The sequence below is a fragment of the Wolbachia endosymbiont (group B) of Eupithecia inturbata genome (assembly GCF_964030915.1).
Lineage (GTDB): Bacteria > Pseudomonadota > Alphaproteobacteria > Rickettsiales > Anaplasmataceae > Wolbachia.
Map to the genome: position 1 here is coordinate 1,494,368 of NZ_OZ034987.1, position 19,230 is coordinate 1,513,597.

Here is a 19,230-nt window from a genome sequence, read left to right on the forward strand (position 1 = left end):
CTAAAGGAATTCTATGTGGACAAAAAACAAGGTCTTCAACCGTAGGTCATTCATATTAGGTGGTATTCAGCTTACTATTTCTGCTATTTTTAGTTGTAGGTTGTATACTTTACAAGTACGAGATAGACAAAAATATGAAGTGCTATCCAATAATAATAGGATAAAAGTTGTTACTATTGTGCCTAAACGAGGCAGGATTTTGGATAGGAATAGCGTTGAACTCGCAGTAAACAAAATTTCGTATATTGTTTTATTTGATGGGCAGAAAACCTTTACTAGGGAAGTTGACTTGCAGATGTTATCAGAAATTAAACCTGATGCGATAAAATCATCAGAAAGAAGAATAACTGCTCTTTATAAACGTTACTACCCATTTGGTTCGATATGTTCTCATATAATCGGATACACGAAAAGACAGCAAGGCATAAACGAAGCAGGGGTTAGTGGCATTGAATATACATATGATGATATATTAAAAGGCAGGACAGGCAAGTCTGAGCAGGAAATAAATTCTAAGAAGCGTATCATGAGAGAGTTGTCTAGCATACCTCAACAAGACGGACAAGATGTACAGCTGACAATTGATGTTGATTTACAGAAAAAAATCGCAGAGATATTTAAAGACCACCAAGGTTCCACAGTGGTAATTGATGTAAATAACGGAGAAATTTTAGCATTGTATAACTCACCTTCTTACGATAATAATCTTTTCACTAGCAGATTATCAAATGAAACTTGGGAAAGTTTAAATATTCCTTCGTTACCGCTTGTAAACCGTGCATTATCATATCAAATTCCACCTGGTTCAATATTTAAAATAATAGATGCGCTTGCGGGTTTAAAAGATGGAATAATAACACCAGAAGAAAAATTCTCGTGTAGGGGATATATGAAGATAGGTGAGCGGAAATTTCGTTGCATGAAAAGCAAAGTTCATGGATATGTATCTTTAAATGAGGCAATGGCTCTCTCATGCAACACTTACTTTTATAATATAGGAAAAAAAATAAATGTAGATTCTCTACTAGAAATGGCTAGCAAATTTGGTATAGGAAGTGGACCATTAATTGGAATGTTTAAGGAAGAAGCTCCGGGATTGTTGCCTGACATGAATTGGCGTGCACGCAAGCTATATTCAGAGTGGTATTTAGGTGATACCATTAACTTAGTTATAGGACAAGGGTATTTACTTACAACGCCATTACAGCTTGCGGTTCTTGCAGCGAGGGTTGCAACAGGAAAGGAGGTAATTCCCCACATTGAGATGAGTAAATCAGGGCAAGACTTTCTTGATATTGATGTGAATCATGAGCATCTTAGTGTGGTTCGAAAAGCTATGTTTGACGTGGTGAATTCTAACTATAGAAAAGGACTAGGCAGTATACAAATTGCTGGCAAAACCGGAACACCAGAGATAAACTCTAAAGGTGAAAGTCATAAATTGTTTATCGCTTATGGCCCCTACCATGATCCGCGCTATGCAATCTCAGTGTTTATAGAACATGGTAAAATTCCACGCCAAGATGTTGCAATTGCTAGTGAGATATTGCAATATATGCTTGAAAAATGAACTTATGAAATTGCCATATATGTTACTTGTAATTTATATATTCAAATCAGAGCTTTGAGGTTAAAAAAAAGAAACGAAAATTGCATAAACCTTTTCAATTTAGTGCTTTAATGTTTCTGATGAAGGGAAGGTATTATCCTTATTTTCTATGGAGCTAGACACACTAATTTCGTTATTATCATCAATTGAAGTAATAGGGTGCATCAAAGCAACTTTTATAACTTCATCAATATTCTCAGCAAAAATTACATTGATTTCTTCTTTTATATTTGCAGGAATCTCTTGCATATCTTTCTCATTTTCACTTGGTATAATCACAGTTTTGATTGATCCTCTTAGCGCAGCAAGCAATTTTTCTCTCAAACCCCCAATAGCCAACACTCTACCACGCAATGTTACTTCACCTGTCATAGCAACACTTTTGTTAACTGGTATATTTGTCATAAGAGAAACAATAGATGTACATACTGCACTGCCAGCAGAGGGACCATCTTTTGGCACAGCACCCTCAGGTACATGCAAATGTATATCATTATTTTGAAATTTTTCGGGTTTTATACCGAAAAATAAACAATTTGATCGCACATAACTATACGCAGCTTTTATAGACTCTTGCATAACCTCTCCAAGCTTTCCTGTGTATTTTATTTCCCCCTTGCCCGGAATTAGGACTGACTCTATCATTAAAATATCACCACCTGTTTCAGTATAGGCGAGACCAGTTACTACCCCTACCAAACTCTCATTTTCTGCAATGCCAAAGGTATACTTACGTACCCCTAGGTAATCTTGTAAATTACCAACCTCTACGGATATTTTCTTATTTTTATCAGTTAATATTGCTTTAACTGCTTTTCTCATGAGCTTTGCAAGTTCCCTTTCCATGCTTCGCACGCCGCTCTCACGTGTATATAAACGTATCAACTCGTATAATGCTTCATTAGTTATTTTCCACTCCTTCTGATGCAAACCATGCTCTTTTTTTAATTTTGGAATAAGGTGATGCGTAGCAATACTGATCTTCTCATCTTCGCTATATCCAGATAATTGTATAATTTCCATCCTATCACGCAAAGGATGTGGCAAATTTAAGCTGTTTGCCGTAGCTACAAACATTACACTTGAAAGATCAAATTCAACTTCCAAGTAATGATCCGTAAAGTGTTTATTGTGCTCAGTATCCAAAACCTCAAGTAATGCAGATGCAGGATCACCACGCGAATCAGAACCCATCTTATCTATTTCATCAAGCAGAAAAAGCGGGTTGCATGAATTAGCTTTTTTCATGTGTTGAATGATTTTACCAGGCATTGAGCCAATATAAGTTTTTCTGTGTCCTCGTATTTCAGACTCATCACGTATACCACCAAGAGATATGCGAACAAAATCTCTTCCTACTGCTTTTGCCATAGACTTAGCTAAAGAAGTTTTACCAACACCAGGTGGTCCAACTAAGCAAAGTATAGGACCCTTTATCTCTTTTACTCTCTTTAATACTGCTAAAAATTCTATTATTCTATCTTTTACTTTCTCTATGCCATAATGATTTTCATCTAAGATTTTTTTAGCCGCATTTAAGTTAATTTTTGCATCTTTGTACTTTCCCCATGGCAAATCAAGCAACCAATGCAAGTAACTAGATATAACTGTTGCTTCAGGAGAAATGGGATTCATTTTCTTATATCTCTTTAAGTCAGTTATGGCTTTCTCTTTTGCTTCCTCAGAAAGCTTTGTTTCATTTATCTTTTTTTCAAATTCATTGAGTATATTCCCTTCATCTCCATTTTCAAACTCACCTAATTCTTTCTGTATAGCTTTTAATTGCTCATTAAGGTAGTAAACTTTTTGAGTACTTTCAACCTGTGATTTAATTGTCTTATACAAGCGGTTTTGTGCACTCAAAATACTTATTTCTCTCTCAATAAGAGCAAAAACTTTTTTTAAACGCTCTTTTGGGTTATAAACTTCAAGTATGTTTTGCTTATCTGATACCTTTATATTTAAGTGCGAAGCTATCATATCTACAATTTGATTAACCTCTTTAACTTGATCAATGGGGTCAATAATAATCTCGGGTCGACTTTTCTTGCTTAGTTTACACCAATTGTCGAATGCATCTATAACAGAACGCCTTAAAGCTTCTAAATCAATATTATCTTCATTTTCTCCATACTCATAATGACCATCTAACTCTACTCTGGCCTGTAACAAAGTGTGAGAGCTAATATATTCTATAACTCTTCCCCTTCTTACCCCATGAATCATGACTTTTACTGCATTGTCAGGCAGTTTTATTAATGGTTGTATAATGTTTGCTAACACGCCTACTTCATAAAGATTCTCTGGCTCTGGATTATCAATAGAACCATCTTTTTGTGCTATGAGAAAAATCTCGTTTTGGTGACTACTGCTACTTATTGCATATTCTAGTGCATGAACAGATTTTTCTCTACCTACGAATAAAGGCAACATTATATTTGGAAAAATTACTACATCTCTTAGAGGTAATACTGGTAATACAGTAGAATTAAAGTTTACAGCACGTCCAATACTCATAATATATGCCTCAAATTAATCATTAACCGTTATAACACTACCCTTATTATTATGATTAATCGTCGCTTTGCCTAATTCTACCATTTTCTTAGTAACCGTTATAGTGCTACCTTCAAAACCTCCATTGCCGGATATATACATAACATCAAGCAAAAGTGACTCTAAGATAGCACGTAACATCCTTGCACCTGTTTTATAGCTTATAGCTTTTTTAGCAATAGCTGATATTGCTTCATCTGAAAACTCAAGGTTTACTTTACTAAATGCAAGCAATGCTTTATATTGTTTTACTAGCGCATTTCTTGGCTCTGTCAACACATGTATTAAATCCTCGTGATCCAGCTCATCTAGAACAGCAGTTATTGGAACCCGTCCTACAAATTCGGGTATCAAACCGAATTTGATTAAGTCCTCAGGTTGAGCATCGCGTAAAGCATTTTTTTTCTTTTGTGCTTTAGACTGACTTATATCTGCTCCAAAGCCAACTGATGTTCCCTTTTTTCTTGCCTCAATAATTTTATTTAGGCCTTCAAAAGCTCCTCCACAAATAAATAGTATGTTACTAGTGTCTACTTGTATAAACTCTTGTTGCGGGTGTTTTCGCCCTCCTTGTGGAGGAACATAAGCAACCGTACCTTCCATGATTTTTAGTAGAGCTTGTTGGACCCCTTCACCTGAAACATCACGGGTTATTGAAGCGCTTTCAGACTTTCTTGTGATCTTGTCTATTTCATCGATAAACACTATACCATGCTGTGCCTTTGCAACATCATAATTTGCAGCTTGTAATAGACGTGACAACACGCTTTCTACATCATCACCTACATAACCTGCCTCAGTCAAAGTTGTCGCATCGGCCATAGCAAATGGCACATCTGAAACTTTAGCAAGTGTTTTTGCTAGCAAAGTCTTACCAGAACCAGTAGGGCCAATAAGCATTATATTTGACTTCTCAATTTCAATATCACTTATAGAATGAAGTTGCACCATGGATTGACAATGGTTATACATAGCCACAGATAAAACGTGTTGCGCATGTTCCTGACCTACAACATGCTTACTAAGAAAATTTTTTATATCTTCAGGTTTCTTTAGTAATAGCTTCATATCAGATATATGATCTGAATTAAAAGCTCTCTCTTTCTTTTGACTTATTGCTTTATGGGATAACTCTATGCATTCATTACAAATGAACACCTTTAAACCATCTGAAGAGTTAGTAATCAATTTATCTACTTCGTTTTGTGCCTTGTTACAAAAAGAACAGTAGTGTAAATCATTATTGTTATCCATTAAACTACCTTTTGTTTAACTTTAATATTTTCAATCTTCATATCTTTACGCTCAGCTATTACTTTATCAATCAAGCCAAGTTTCATTGCTTCTATAGGATCCAAAAATTTATCTCTTTCCATCATTCCTTCAATCTTCTTGAGTGAATGCCCAGTATGTTTTTCATAAATTTGATTTAGCTTTTTCTTAATTCGCAAAATTTCCTTAGCATGTATTTCTATATCAGTTGCTTGACCTTGATAACCACCAGATGGTTGATGTATCATAATTCTTGAATGAGGTAGAGAGTGGCGCTTACCTTTCGCACCAGCTGCAAGCAACAAAGAACCCATAGATGCAGCTTGACCTATACATAAAGTTGAAACGTCTGGACTTATGTACTGCATTGTATCGTAGATTGATAAACCAGCAGTTACAACACCGCCTGGCGAATTAATATACATATGAATGTCTTTATCAGGATTTTCCGATTCTAAAAATAAAAGCTGTGCTACTATTACGCTGGCCATGTTGTCTTCAATAGGGCCAGTTACGAAAATTATTCTTTCTTTTACTAGCCTTGAATATATGTCATAAGCCCGCTCACCGCGACTAGTTTGTTCAACTACAATTGGTATAAGAGTCATACCTTTTCCTATCAAATATTATCAAATAATTCCTTTAATTCTTTCACAGAAACAATCTGTTCTTCTTTACTAGCTTTTTCTATCATATAATCTGTCACTTTATACTCAAGCGCTTGCCCTCTAACTAATTCCTGAAATTGTCCGTCTGATTTAAAATGTTTAAATACTCTGTCAAATGATACATCTTTACTGACATATTGATTTACAATAACATTCATAATATCACTTTGAGTTAATGATATTTCATGTTCTTTACTGAACTCCATAAATAGCATTGCAAGCTTTACACGTCTTTCAGCTTCTTTACAAGAATCATCTTTAGCATTCAACTCTCTTTCCACTCTCTGCTGTTCCTGTTTTACTACTTCTATAGGCAAATCAAAACTATAACTAGCATCCAAACAATCAAATAGCTCTTTCTTAATTAAGAGATCTCCCATTTCTTTACACTGATTATCAATTACTTCTTTTACATGATTTATTAGCGAAGAATGATCTTCAAAACCAATTCTCCTAGCTATTTCATTATCACTTTGCAAATCTTCGGCAATCTGAATATCATTAACTCGAACAGAAAAAGCAGCCTCCTGCCCCGCAAGGGAAATTACCTGGTAATCTTCAGGAAATCTCAACTTAAAGCTTTTTGTTTCCCCTTTTTTCATGCCAATTAATTGATCTTCAAAACCATTTATAAATGTTCCAGATCCTAAATTAACAGTAAAATTTTTGCCACTTCCACCTTGAAAGAGCTTATTTCTAATTCGCCCTTCAAAGTCAATTATCAGTTTATCCTCGTTTTTTGCTTGATAAGAAGCATCATCAACAGAGACAAAGTTAGGAAATTTTGTTTTTATAGAATCAATAAATTCTTTTATGTCTCCCTCTTTGATTTTTGCCTTAACTTTCTTCAAATTTATTTTATCAAGATCTATTACTGGCACTTTTGGCATCGATTCAAAAGATAATTTGTACAGAAAGTCGCCTTTTTCATCCTTTTTATCCAGGTTTGGTAATGACATAATATCAACCTTAGGATGGATGTGAGACTTAACTTCGATTTTTTTCATTAAATCACTTGAGCAATAGTCAATCGTATCTTTTATCACATATTCCAAAGCTTCGTTTTTATAATTTGTAACAACAAGATCGTAAGGCATCTTTCCGGATCTAAATCCAGGCAATTTTGCATCCTTCGCTATTTCTTGTAATCTAGAGTTTATCTTTTGTTCTATATAATCACTACTAACTGTGATTTCATACTCATACTTTAGTTTATCTACACTAAGTTCCTTATAGGTATATATATTACTTAATGTATCTGCTTCGACTGCATTTTGAGTTATATTACTAGACATTACAACCTGTTATCAATATTTTATTTATGTTTTAATAAAGCCATTTTACCAGAATTTAAGTTAAATACAATCCTTAAGAACAGGTTCTTATACAAACAAAAGTGTACTTAGTGATTATAAATTTTCTCTTAAAACCTGAGTTACATGACTTTAAGTGCGGATAGAGGGACTTGAACCCCCACGAGCAAGCTCACCAGGACCTAAACCTGGCACGTCTACCAATTTCGCCATATCCGCAAGAACCCTTCATTAACTTATAGATAACCACTTCTGTCATCTTATGCAATTTAAAGATTAGATTTTAGTACCACAGACTGAACTTATAATACTGGTTAACTCCACTATGAATCTAAGCCTGAATTACTTTAACTAACATTATTGAGATAAGTACTGTCTTAGAAATATTCAAGGCTTATTCAATTTATAGTATTTACACAATAAAAAAAGCTTATTAATATTCTTTAATTAAAGCTCTAAACTCTGGAAATTAATAATGAGATTAATAGCAAGCTTCTTACTCGCAATTTTTCTGATTACACAGAGTGGCTGTACGACTCTTGTGAGTGGTATAGTGGTAACAGCAACTGCAGCGGCTACAGCAATAACAATGCAAGATAAATCCTTGGGAAACATTATTGATGATACAACTATAGTAATAAGAATCAATAAGGGACTCTTAAAACACGGACTGTTCTCATCTATAAAAGTTAAAGTGAGTGAAGGAAGAGTATTACTCATTGGAAATGTTGATAATCATGAAAAGCAACTCACAGCAGAGAAAATAGCTTGGCAGCAAAAAGAGATTAAAGAAGTGATAAATGAAATAAGAGTCACACCAATTAAAATGGCTTCTATGCTAGATGTTACTGTAGATGGTATGATAACAGCAGAGATAAGCACGAGGCTTCTGGGAAAAAGAAATATTAAATCAATTAATTATAGCGTTAATACAGTTGATAGAGTCGTTTATTTGATGGGTATAGCTCAAAATAAGGCGGAATTAAAAGCTGTAATAGCAATTGCAAGAAAAGTAAAAGGAGTAAAGCAAGTTGTAAGCTATGTGAGATATAGACATAGCAAATTGCGTCATTGATGAAAATTTACTTGAGTGTTAGTACCATGTAGCTAAGCCATAAAACTCCTTTACAAATTTCGTCAGTTCACTCTTATGGTATGTATAACAATGTTACAAAAAATAATATCATAGAATTCAATAGAATAATTCCTAGAAAATCTCTACATACTAAAAAAAGTAAAATGCTATTTAACACTCCCAAGCTTAAGAATAAATAGCAAACATCTATATCTTGTGCGATATGGCGTTTTATTCCTGAGATTTTTTTGGGAATGTTCAAAAAAGTGTGTCAAAGCGAATTTTTAGTTCAACTCAATTTTTAACCTATCAGGAAAAAAGATATCAAGTTGAGATATAGTTAGAGCCCAATTAGGCAAAGCCATAGCCCATTTTTGCTCTATCTTTTTTATAGCACAATATACCAATTTGTACAAGGCATTTGTACTGGTAAATGAACCTTTGGTTTTAGTAAATTTTCTGATTTGTCTGTGCAACCCCTCAATTGGATTGGTGGTATAAATTAGCCTTCTAACAGGGCCAGAATACTTAAAATAACTAGACAAATTTTCCCAATTGTTTTGCCACGATTTTATGACTAAAGGATATTTTTCACCCCATTTTTCCTCCAGTTCAAGTAAATAATTTTCGGCGATTTCTCTACTTGTAGCACGGTATATTTTTTTCAAATCATTCATAAAAACTTTTATATCTTTGCTGGATACGTATTTTAGTGAATTTCTTATTTGGTGCACAATGCATAACTGTACCTCAGCATTGGGAAATACGCTATTTATAGCTGTAGGGAAGCTTTTCAGACCGTCAACACAAGCTATCAAAATGTCTTCTACTCCTCTCTCTTTTAAGTCATTTAATACGCCTAGCCAGAAGTTAGCTCCCTCACTTTCTGCTAAGTAAAAACCCAGTACTTCTTTTCTGCCATTTTGGTCTATTCCTAATATATTGTACATGCATTTACTTATGCAATGTCCATTCTCTTTGACCTTAAAAAACATCCCATCCATAAATACTATCGGGTATACTGATTGTAGGGGACGACTCCTCCATTCATTGATTATAGGCAGTAATTTATCTGTAATTCCAGATATCTCTGCTGCAGATATTTTATGGTCATAGATTTCTTCCACATAGGATGCTATATCCCTGTATCCCACACCGCTTGCAAACATGTTCAAGACCTTTGTTTCAAGTTCTGGATGTAAGCTTGTTTGCCTTTTTTTCACTATCTGTGGTTCGAAACTTCCCTCTCTATCTCTTGGTGTCAATAGTTCAAATACTCGTCTTCAAAGTTTTGCCATTCTTTCCGTTTCTTCGATTCTTTTCTTCTCTTTCATTGGATAAATGATGCTCTATTTCACCTTCTAGACTTGCTTCCAGCAGCCTTTTTACAAATGGTGTTAATGCTCCATCTCTCCCCATCAATGGTTTACCTTCCCTTATTGATGACAGTATATTTGCTTCCAGCTCTTTGTAATCTACCAGGCCAGTCGTTCCATTTTCTATTTTGTAACTCATATATCAAACCTCTATTTTTTGTTTCTATTTTATTTTTATTTCTCGGTTTGACACACTTTTTTGAACATTCCCATTTTTTTACCAGCGTCATAGCCTTTTTCTTCATCAGTGTCTGCGTTCTTTACACTCTGAGTGTCAATTATGCAAAAGCTGATTTTTTCTTTCCAAACATTGTTTTGTCGGACCACACTAACTATTTTTTTTAACATGCACTCCAAAATACTTTTTTTTATTTCCTTTTACTTTTTCACTCCATTTTTGAAATAATCATAACAATTGCGCCATTTTGGAAACTCTTTTGGTAGCATCCTCCACTGATAACCACTTTTTAGGGCGTACAACACTCCGCAAAATATATCATACAAATCAAGTTTTCTTGGTTTTGTTTTTTCCACAAGACTCCAGATCTGGTGAAATAATCTCAAACTTCTCTCGACTTATGTCACTTGGGTATACACTCCTCATATATCCTAATTTATACACTCTATTTCTTACTTTATGCCTTTCTTGAGATTATGAACGGGTTCTTAGAAAGCTAGCGTTCTACTAGTCATGTTCTTTATCTTGCTTTACAACAATGCATCTTTTCATTCCAGCCAAGTCGTATACGTATTCCTGAAAAGCCAGTCCATATAAGGGTATTATTTTGTCAATATTGCTTTGATCTTCGCCTATTTCCAATATCGCAAACCCATCTTTTTTAAGGCACTTTTTCAATATTGGAAAAATACTCAGGTAACAGCTCAATCCATCGATACCGCCATCAAGAGCAATTCTTGGCTCTTTTTGCACTTCAGCTTGCAGATCTTTTAACTTACTTCTTTTAATATATGGAGGATTGCTTATTATGAGATCAAATAAATCTCTGCATTCTATCCACGAATTTGGAAATATTTTAGCTCTGTTGAGAAGATTATGTTTCTTTGTGTTCTGGTAGGTAATTTTGTATGCTTCCAGGCTTTTTTCAAAACCAACTCCAATAGCATATTCATACTCACTAAGTACGGAGATCAACAAACAGCCTGTGCCTGTGCCAAAATCTGCAATTTTTATTTTTTGCTTCTTATTTTGGTAATATTTTAACACTGTTGAAATTACTGTCTCACTATCTGGTCTTGGATCTAGAACATGTTGGTTAACTATAAAATTTTTACTCCAGAATTCACGATTACCTATTATTTGCGATATTGGATATCTTTCTGCTCTTTTTTTTGTTAATTTCCAGAATAGAAGTTCTTTGTTTCTTGGTACCTGATTGATGTGATTCATGATTGTGAATGATCTTTCTACTCCAAGTACGTACTGCATGATGATTTCACAATCCAAATGTGGTGATTCAATTCTATGTGATGATAGTAGCTTTGACCCTTCTTTAATTAAAGCGCTGATTGTTTTCATTATTCTAAAAACGTGTTCCTTGTATGCAAGAACAGCAAAATTGAGTATAGAATTTTGAACTTAGGGTAGCTGCATTAAATCTAAGTGTCAAGAGTAGGATTGTAAAAATCATCCGGCTTTACTGGTAATTCGGTTAGTTCGGTTGGTATTTTTGCATTAATGTTAGAAGCTCTTGGCTCTATTATAAGCATTATTTTCTGCATATTCTTTGATAGCCATCACAGTATATTACTTGTTCCATATCTATATTAATTCGACCACAGCAAGTGATAATTTCTTAATATTAAAACCAATATGCGCTTTAGCATATAATTATCAGTAGCTTTCAAAGCAATTAGGCTGAGATTATTAGAGTAGTAATGTTTATTTTTATATTGACTATTGAGGTTTATTATTTTATAACTAAGACTTAGTTATTTTTAGAGTTTTAAGTTTACAGTATATGCCTACGATAAATCAATTAATATGTAAAGGTAGATCAGGGTTAACTCGCAAGAAGAAGGTGCCAGCTTTGGGAAAATGCAATCCTCAAAGAAGGGGTGTTTGCACTAAGGTATATACTACAACTCCTAGAAAGCCTAATTCAGCACTACGTAAGGTAGCTAGAGTAAAGATTAGTGGATACGGTGAAGTGACGGCTTATATACCTGGCGAAGGTCATAATTTACAAGAGCATTCCGTTGTTTTAATACGTGGTGGGCGAGTTAAGGATTTGCCGGGTGTACGTTATCACATAATAAGAGGTGCTCTTGATCTACGTGGTGTGCAAAATCGAAAGAAAGCTCGTTCAAAATATGGTGTAAAGAAATCTGGTTAAAATTTATGGCACGTCGTAATAAAGCAAAAAAAAGAACAAGCCCTGACTCTCGTTATGGTAGTGTCTTGCTTATGCGTTTTATTAATATAATTATGAAATGTGGTAAAAAATCTATTGCAGAAAAGATTGCTTATAGTGCTTTGTCCTTAGCTGAAAAGAAAATAGGCAAAGATGCCTTATCAATTTTTGAAACAGCAGTAGAAAATGTTACCCCTTCTATAGAAGTACGCTCTCGGCGTATTGGTGGTGCAACTTATCAAGTCCCTGTTGAAATTCGTCAAGATAGAGCAATTTCTTTGGCATTAAGGTGGATTGCTAGAGCAACTTCTGCTGCTCGAAAAAAGAGCGGTAGAACTACTGTTTATTGTTTGCAGTCTGAAATATTAGATGCTTATAATAAATGTGGTGGTGCATTTAAGATGTGTGAAGAAAAGTATAAAATGGCTGAAGCTAATAAGGCATTTTCTCATCTTCGTTTTTAATATTAGCTGATTGATTGTGGTATGGAAGTTTTAATATCTAGGTATAGAAATATAGGAATAATGGCTCATATAGATGCTGGCAAGACCACCACAACAGAGCGTATTTTATTTTATACTGGCAAACAAAATAGGATTGGTGAAGTGCACGATGGTGCAGCTTCTATGGATTGGATGGAGCAAGAGAAGGAGCGTGGCATTACAATTACCTCTGCTGCAACAACATGTTTTTGGAATGATCATAGGATTAATATAATAGATACTCCTGGTCATGTTGACTTCACTATTGAAGTTGAGAGATCTTTGAGGGTTTTGGATGGTGCGGTTGCTGTATTTGATGGAGTTGCTGGAGTTGAGCCTCAGTCTGAGACAGTTTGGCGTCAAGCTGATAAATATAACGTTCCTCGTATCTGCTTTGTTAATAAAATGGATAGAATCGGGGCAAATTTTTATCGATGTGTCGATATGATAAAAACGAAGCTTGGCGCATCACCTTTAGTTATTCAGTTGCCAATAGGAAGTGAGAAAGATTTTAAAGGCATAATCGATCTTATTTCTATGAAAGCTATTATATGGCAAGAAGAAACATTAGGCGCTAAATTTTCTTATGAAGATATTCCTTCTGATTTGCTTGATAAGGCTCAAGAGTATCGAAATCTTTTATTAGATGCTGCAGCTGAAATGGATGATGAGGCGATAAATACTTACTTTGAATCTAACGATCTGCCAATTGATTTGTTGAAAAAGTGTGTGAGAAGCGGGACCATTAAAGGAAAGTTTGTCCCTGTATTATGTGGGTCAGCTTTTAAAAATAAAGGCGTGCAATCACTTTTAGATGGTGTGGTTGATTTTTTACCCTCTCCTATTGATGTTGATGTAATTATTGGAACTGATCCTAAAGATTCAGAAAAGAAAATTGAGATCAAACCTTCAGAAAAAGAGAAATTCGTTGCTCTTGCGTTTAAAGTGATGACGGATAAATTTGTAGGTAGCTTGACGTTTATTCGTATTTATTCCGGTAAGTTAAAATCTAAATCTGCTGTGTTAAATGCTGGAAAGAATGAGACTGAAGGAATTGGTAGAATGTTGCTTATGCATGCAAATAACAGAGAAGATATAAACGAAGCTAAAGTTGGTGATATAGTTGCCTTAGTTGGATTAAAGAAAACAATTACTGGTGATACTTTATGTTCATCTGATTTTCCTATACTATTAGAGCGTATGGAATTTCCTGATCCTGTTATTGAAATTGCTATAGAACCGAAAACCACCTCAGATCAGGAAAAATTAGGTGTTGCTTTGAATAGATTGGTTGCAGAAGATCCTTCTTTAAGGATGTCAGTAAATGCAGAGAGTGGGCAGACTATATTGAAAGGTATGGGTGAGCTGCATCTTGAGATTATTATTGATAGAATGAAGCGCGAGTTTAATGTTGAAGCTAACGTTGGTGCGCCTCAAGTTGCATATCGTGAAACTATCACTAAATCTGTTGAAATTGATTACACTCATAAAAAACAATCAGGTGGTGCTGGTCAGTTTGCTAAAGTTAAAATAAAATTCGAACCTCTTGAGCCTGGTTTTGGCTTTCAGTTTGAAAGTAAAATTGTAGGCGGTGCTATTCCAAAAGAGTATATACCTGGAGTGCAAAATGGCTTAGAGTTGATAAAAGAAGGTGGTATAATTTCCGGCTTTCCATTGATTGATTTTAAGGCTACTCTTCTTGATGGTGCTTTTCATGATGTTGATTCTAGTCCTTTGGCTTTTGAACTTGCTGCTAAAGGTGCTTTTAAGGAAATGGCAAATAAAGCTGGTCCAAAAATGCTAGAACCTATAATGAAAGTGGAAATCATTACTCCTGAAGAATATATGGGTGATGTTATGGGTGATATAAATAGTAGAAGAGGCAGTGTTGTTGATGTGCTGGATTTAGGTAATAATAGCAAAATAATTACTGCTTCGGTTCCTCTTGCAAATATGTTTGGTTATATAAATGTTTTGCGTTCTATATCTCAGGGAAGAGCTCAGTATAGTATGCATTTTTCTTGTTATGAACAAGTGCCACAATATGTGGTTGATGAGTTAAAGTTAAAGTATAATTAAAGGTTAGTAATTATGACAGCGATAGTAGAAGCATTTGGAAAGCCGCATGTAAACGTGGGAACGATAGGACATGTGGATCATGGGAAGACAACGTTAACAGCGGCGATAACAAAGCATTATGGTAATTTTGTAGCATATGATCAAATAGATAAAGCGCCAGAAGAGAGAAAGAGAGGTATAACAATAGCAACAGCGCATGTTGAATATCAAACAGAAAAGAGACACTATGCACACGTTGATTGCCCTGGACATGCTGATTATGTAAAGAATATGATAGTAGGTGCAGCACAGATGGATGCAGCGATATTGGTAGTGTCAGGGGTTGATGGGCCGATGCCACAAACGAGAGAGCATATATTGCTGGCAAAACAGGTGGGTGTTGGATATATCGTGGTATATATAAATAAAGCTGATGTTGCTGATGCTGATATGATAGATTTGGTAGAAATGGAAGTGAGAGAGTTGCTGAGTAAGTATGGATTTCCAGGTGATGAAGTGCCTGTGATAGTTGGGTCTGCGTTAAAAGCATTAGAGGATGATAGTAGTGAGTATGGAAAGAAATCAATAGATAAATTGATGGAGAAGTTAGATGAGTATGTGGCAGTACCTCCAAGGCCTGTAGATTTGCCGTTTTTGTTGCCAATAGAAGATGTATTTTCAATATCGGGCCGAGGGACGGTAGTAACAGGAAGAATAGAGAAGGGGGAGATAAAGACAGGGGATGAGATAGAGATAATAGGTCTGAAAGCGACGCAAAAGACGATATGTACTGGTGTTGAGATGTTTAAGAAGTTGCTAGATAAGGGAAGTGCAGGACTCAATGTAGGAATACTACTAAGAGGAACAAAGAGAGAAGAAGTGGAGAGAGGGCAAGTATTGGCAAAACCAGGGACAATAACCCCGCATAAGAAATTTAATGCGGAGGTGTATATATTGAAGAAAGAAGAAGGAGGAAGGCATACACCATTTTTTGGAAATTATCAGCCACAGTTTTATTTAAGGACAACGGATGTAACTGGGAGCATAAAATTGCTAGATGGAAAGGAGATGGTAATGCCAGGGGACAATGTAAGTATAGAAGTGGAGTTGCAAGTACCAATAGCAATGGATAAAGGATTACGTTTTGCGATAAGAGAAGGTGGTAGAACTGTTGGTTCTGGCGTTGTTTCGGAAATTTTAGAGTAAACTTTGAATTATAGGAGTGTAGCTCAATTGGTAGAGCGCTGGTCTCCAAAACCAGAGGTTGTAGGTTCAATTCCTATCGCTCCTGCATTAATATTATGGTAGAAATGTTAAAAAACCTGTATGTTTTTTTTTGCGATATAAAGCAAGAAATAAGGAGAATTGCTTGGATAAAAAAACAGCAGGTATTGTCATCTTTGTTTATTGTAATAACTGTTATATTATGCTTTTCGATTTTCTTTTGCTTCGTAGATTTTATGTCTCTTTACGTAATTAAGACTTTATTTGGAATTATTTATGGAATATAAGTATAAATGGTATATCATTAAAGTCGATTACGGGTATGAGAAGGATATATGCGAGTTGGCAACCAATACTGTTTACTTTAAGGAGGTGTTTATTCCTTATCAGACAGTATGTGATGTAAAATTTGATATAAAAGAGTTATGTGAAGTATATATATGTATGCATCTGTGTGATGAAAGCAAAAATATTTTGAATCAAATGACTGGGTTTTGTGGTGATGAGTCTGGTCATTTTGAGATGATTTCAGATGATGAGGTAATTTTAAAACGTAAGGAATTTAATAGATATAAGTGGTACATTTTAAGAGTTGCCTCTAATTATGAAGAGAAAGTGCGCCAATATATATTAGAAAATTCTATGAGATTGAATATTAATAATTATTTTAATAGGGTTTTTATTCCTTGTGAAGAATTAAGTGAGATGGATTTAAAATCTAAAAAAAATGCTAAACGAAGGAAGTCCTTTCCTGGTTATGTCTTTTTATACATGAATTTATGCGATGAGGTATTAAATTTTATTAATAATATACCAAAATCTCTTAAGGTTTATGGATTTTTGAAAAATGGTAATGTTCCAAAGGTGATTGAGGATAATGAGATTCGCTCAATGTGTAGTGCGCTTTACAATGCTCAAGAAACGAAAAAGTTGAGTTATGGTTATGAGAAAGGTGAAAAAGTAAAAATTAATGATGGTCTTTTTCAAAATTTTACTGGTAAGGTAGATATGGTAAATGATGAGAAAAAAATTATTAATATTGAAGTATCAATCTTAGGTAAGCCAACAATAATAGAGCTTGATTTGGCTCAAGTAGAGAAAATAGAGGATTAATTATGAGTAATGTAGTTGCTAAGATTAACTTGCTTATGGAAGCTGGAAAAGCAGTTCCAGGACCGAAAATTGCTTCAGTACTTGGCCCGCGTGGTATACCTGTTCCTAAATTTTGTGAAGCTTTTAATAAAGCTACTAGCGCTGCTAACGCTAGTTATAAAGTAGGTGATTTAGTAACAGTGAGAATTTCCATAAAGGATGATCGCTCTCATGATTTTACTGTCAGCGGTCCGCCTGTGGCTTATTTGCTTAAGCAGGAAGCTAAATTAAGTAAAGGTTCTGGTAATTCTGGTAAAGAATTAGTGGCTAAATTATCTATGTCTGCTATCATTAAAGTGGCAAAGTGTAAGATGGTTGATATGAAAGTGGATAATGAAGATTCAGCAGTGAAGATGGTTATAGGCACTGCAAAATCTATGGGTATAGAAGTTGTGGAAGGTTAGGTAAATGAGTACATATAATGATGATTCTAAGCGGTGTTTGGAGAAGATTGTTGAGTCTGCTTCAGCAAAATTTAATGAATCAGTTGATATCGCAGTCAATTTAGGTGTAGATTCACGTAAATCTGAAGAGCAGGTGCGTGGTACAGTAGTGTTGCCTAAAGGTATCGGGAAGAATATTAAAGTAGCTGTTTTTGCTCAAGATAAACATTTATTAGAAGCTGAAAAAGCTGGTGCTGATATTACAGGAGGAGAAGATTTAATTGAAGAGATAAAAAAAGGTAGAAAGTTGAATGTTGATTGGTGCATCACTACTCCTGATTTCATGGCAAAAATCACTCCTATTGCAAAAGTATTGGGTGCTAAAGGGCTGATGCCTAACCCTAAATTTGGTACTGTGACTTCTAACATTGCGGAAGCTACTAAAACCATTAAGTCTGGTCAAATAAAATTCAGGACGGATAAAAATGGGGTTATTCATGGTAAATTAGGAAGTATTAAATTTGATATTGATGATTTGCTGGAAAATTTAAAAGCCTTTCTTAAAGTAATTAGAGACAATAAACCTGCTTCTGTGAAAGGAGTTTACTTTAAAAGCGTTTTTTTAAATTCAACTATGGGTAAAGCTCATAAAATAAACAAAGTAGAAGATATAATTTAAGGGAGCGAAATTGTGAAGCGTAAAGATAAGGATGAATTTATACAAAACATAATGAATGTGTTTGTAAATAATGATTTCTTAATATTGGTAAATTTCAAGTCTATGAATGTTAGCAATTCATTAATTCTTAGGAATAGTCTAAAATCTGTAATGGGTGGGATGTTAGTAGTTAAAAATACTCTAGCTTGCTTGGCTTTGGAAAGGACTGGTAAATTTTCTTATTTATCAGGTAAATTTTCTGGTTCTGTTGCTATTATATATTCTAGTGCTATAGTAGAAGCTGCAAAGTTAATAGTTGATTTTATTAATGCTAACAAAGAAAAAATGTCTGTGATTTGTGCGGCTCATATAAATGAATTGTTAACAGTGGAAGATGTTAACAAATTGGCTAAGCTTCCCTCTCTGGATGAATTGCGTGTTAAAATTATGCGTTTAATATCTTATGATATTCCTGCTCGGTTAGCATTGTCTATTAATTCATCTTCTATGAGGCTTATGAGAGTTTTGGATTACTATAGTTCTAAAAAATAAATTTGTTGTTAAATAAGGTGGTCAGTATGAATAATGTAACAAGTGATTTGGTTGATAAAATATTATCTTTAAATCTATTAGAAGCTTCTGAACTTGTAAAAGTTCTAGAAGAAAAAATAGGGTTGCCTAGTGGTTCTTTTCTTGGTGGAGCTGTTGGTGCTGGGGTGCCTATTAGTGATAATGCTAATGCTCCTGTTGCTCAAGAAAAAGCTGAATATAAAGTTGTAATCAAAGAGATTGATGCAAGCAAAAAAATAGGAGTGATTAAAGCTATTAGAGAAGTTAATTCTACATTGAATTTAAAAGAAGCGAAAGAATTAGTTGAGTCTTTACCCAAAGATTTGACTGCTAATGTTTCTAAAGACGAAGCAGAAAAAATAAAGCAAAAACTTATTGAAGCAGGAGCAACTAAAGTTGAGCTTGAATAAAATGTTAGTATATTAATTTTATGTTGATATAGCTCTTTTAATTAGTGAAGGT

General features: G+C 34.5%; 19 protein-coding genes, 2 tRNA genes and 1 pseudogene. 13 read left to right on the forward strand and 9 right to left on the reverse strand.

Annotation, left to right across the window (positions count from 1 at the left end):
* Positions 1-13 precede the first annotated feature (13 nt).
* Positions 14-1,570, forward strand: coding sequence for a penicillin-binding transpeptidase domain-containing protein (locus ACQH21_RS07225; protein ID WP_425384155.1), 1,557 nt, complete (start codon positions 14-16; stop codon positions 1,568-1,570).
* 99 nt (positions 1,571-1,669) lie between these two features.
* Here ACQH21_RS07225 and lon read toward each other — a convergent pair whose 3' ends face one another.
* The 5 genes from lon to ACQH21_RS07250 all read right to left on the reverse strand — a co-directional run bounded on the left by lon (position 1,670) and on the right by ACQH21_RS07250 (position 7,637).
* Positions 1,670-4,126 (reverse strand): endopeptidase La, encoded by a 2,457-nt coding sequence (gene lon, locus ACQH21_RS07230; RefSeq protein WP_425384156.1) that lies wholly within the window; start codon positions 4,124-4,126, stop codon positions 1,670-1,672.
* Between the two features lie 15 nt (positions 4,127-4,141).
* Complete coding sequence (clpX, locus tag ACQH21_RS07235) at positions 4,142-5,419, reverse strand: ATP-dependent Clp protease ATP-binding subunit ClpX (RefSeq protein ID WP_010406852.1); 1,278 nt, start codon at positions 5,417-5,419, stop codon at positions 4,142-4,144.
* Positions 5,419-6,045, reverse strand: coding sequence for an ATP-dependent Clp endopeptidase proteolytic subunit ClpP (gene clpP, locus ACQH21_RS07240; RefSeq protein WP_139686893.1), 627 nt, complete (start codon positions 6,043-6,045; stop codon positions 5,419-5,421). Before clpP ends, clpX begins: the two co-directional genes overlap by 1 nt.
* Positions 6,046-6,056: 11 nt before the next feature.
* A complete protein-coding gene (tig, locus tag ACQH21_RS07245) occupies positions 6,057-7,400 on the reverse strand; it encodes a trigger factor (RefSeq protein ID WP_139686894.1) in 1,344 nt (447 codons plus the stop codon).
* A 155-nt stretch (positions 7,401-7,555) separates the two neighbouring features.
* Positions 7,556-7,637: transfer RNA gene (locus ACQH21_RS07250), tRNA-Leu, on the reverse strand.
* A 256-nt stretch (positions 7,638-7,893) separates the two neighbouring features.
* Here ACQH21_RS07250 and ACQH21_RS07255 point away from each other — a divergent pair.
* Entirely contained in the window at positions 7,894-8,493 is a 600-nt protein-coding gene (locus tag ACQH21_RS07255) for a BON domain-containing protein (protein WP_010406846.1), read from the forward strand.
* Between the two features lie 284 nt (positions 8,494-8,777).
* Here ACQH21_RS07255 and ACQH21_RS07260 read toward each other — a convergent pair.
* From ACQH21_RS07260 to prmC, 4 genes and pseudogenes are all read right to left on the reverse strand, one after another.
* Positions 8,778-10,008 (reverse strand): annotated as a pseudogene (locus ACQH21_RS07260) (IS256 family transposase).
* 35 nt (positions 10,009-10,043) lie between these two features.
* Positions 10,044-10,217 carry a hypothetical protein gene (locus ACQH21_RS07265; protein ID WP_425384157.1) on the reverse strand — a complete coding sequence of 58 codons (174 nt, stop codon included), beginning with the start codon at positions 10,215-10,217 and terminating at the stop codon, positions 10,044-10,046.
* A 30-nt stretch (positions 10,218-10,247) separates the two neighbouring features.
* Positions 10,248-10,403 carry an IS5 family transposase gene (locus ACQH21_RS07270; RefSeq protein WP_007301996.1) on the reverse strand — a complete coding sequence of 52 codons (156 nt, stop codon included), beginning with the start codon at positions 10,401-10,403 and terminating at the stop codon, positions 10,248-10,250.
* Between the two features lie 151 nt (positions 10,404-10,554).
* Positions 10,555-11,406 (reverse strand): peptide chain release factor N(5)-glutamine methyltransferase, encoded by an 852-nt coding sequence (gene prmC, locus ACQH21_RS07275; RefSeq protein WP_017532120.1) that lies wholly within the window; start codon positions 11,404-11,406, stop codon positions 10,555-10,557.
* Positions 11,407-11,848: 442 nt separating this feature from the next.
* Here prmC and rpsL point away from each other — a divergent pair, with 442 nt between their 5' ends.
* The 11 genes from rpsL to rplL all read left to right on the forward strand — a co-directional run bounded on the left by rpsL (position 11,849) and on the right by rplL (position 19,178).
* Positions 11,849-12,223 carry a 30S ribosomal protein S12 gene (gene rpsL, locus ACQH21_RS07280; protein ID WP_010406837.1) on the forward strand — a complete coding sequence of 125 codons (375 nt, stop codon included), beginning with the start codon at positions 11,849-11,851 and terminating at the stop codon, positions 12,221-12,223.
* A gap of 5 nt (positions 12,224-12,228) precedes the next feature.
* Positions 12,229-12,705, forward strand: coding sequence for a 30S ribosomal protein S7 (gene rpsG / locus ACQH21_RS07285; RefSeq protein ID WP_006014699.1), 477 nt, complete (start codon positions 12,229-12,231; stop codon positions 12,703-12,705).
* Between the two features lie 21 nt (positions 12,706-12,726).
* Positions 12,727-14,802 (forward strand): elongation factor G, encoded by a 2,076-nt coding sequence (gene fusA, locus ACQH21_RS07290; RefSeq protein ID WP_425384158.1) that lies wholly within the window; start codon positions 12,727-12,729, stop codon positions 14,800-14,802.
* A 12-nt stretch (positions 14,803-14,814) separates the two neighbouring features.
* Positions 14,815-15,987, forward strand: coding sequence for an elongation factor Tu (gene tuf, locus ACQH21_RS07295; protein ID WP_425384121.1), 1,173 nt, complete (start codon positions 14,815-14,817; stop codon positions 15,985-15,987).
* 12 nt (positions 15,988-15,999) lie between these two features.
* Positions 16,000-16,072, forward strand: a tRNA-Trp gene (locus ACQH21_RS07300).
* A 19-nt stretch (positions 16,073-16,091) separates the two neighbouring features.
* Positions 16,092-16,292 (forward strand): preprotein translocase subunit SecE, encoded by a 201-nt coding sequence (gene secE / locus ACQH21_RS07305; protein WP_007301991.1) that lies wholly within the window; start codon positions 16,092-16,094, stop codon positions 16,290-16,292.
* Positions 16,282-17,118: a transcription termination/antitermination protein NusG gene (nusG, locus tag ACQH21_RS07310; RefSeq protein WP_425384159.1), complete on the forward strand. Its 837-nt coding sequence runs from the start codon at positions 16,282-16,284 to the stop codon at positions 17,116-17,118. The genes secE and nusG overlap by 11 nt, the downstream gene beginning before the upstream one ends.
* 2 nt (positions 17,119-17,120) lie before the next feature.
* On the forward strand, positions 17,121-17,561 hold the full coding sequence (locus tag ACQH21_RS07315; protein ID WP_010406829.1) for a 50S ribosomal protein L11: 441 nt from the start codon (positions 17,121-17,123) through the stop codon (positions 17,559-17,561).
* 4 nt (positions 17,562-17,565) lie between these two features.
* A complete protein-coding gene (gene rplA / locus ACQH21_RS07320) occupies positions 17,566-18,219 on the forward strand; it encodes a 50S ribosomal protein L1 (RefSeq protein ID WP_019236646.1) in 654 nt (217 codons plus the stop codon).
* A gap of 12 nt (positions 18,220-18,231) precedes the next feature.
* The gene (rplJ, locus tag ACQH21_RS07325; RefSeq protein ID WP_007301987.1) at positions 18,232-18,750 is read left to right on the forward strand and encodes a 50S ribosomal protein L10; all 519 of its coding nucleotides are present in this window, start codon (positions 18,232-18,234) and stop codon (positions 18,748-18,750) included.
* A 26-nt stretch (positions 18,751-18,776) separates the two neighbouring features.
* Entirely contained in the window at positions 18,777-19,178 is a 402-nt protein-coding gene (rplL, locus tag ACQH21_RS07330) for a 50S ribosomal protein L7/L12 (RefSeq protein ID WP_007301986.1), read from the forward strand.
* Positions 19,179-19,230: the final 52 nt, after the last annotated feature.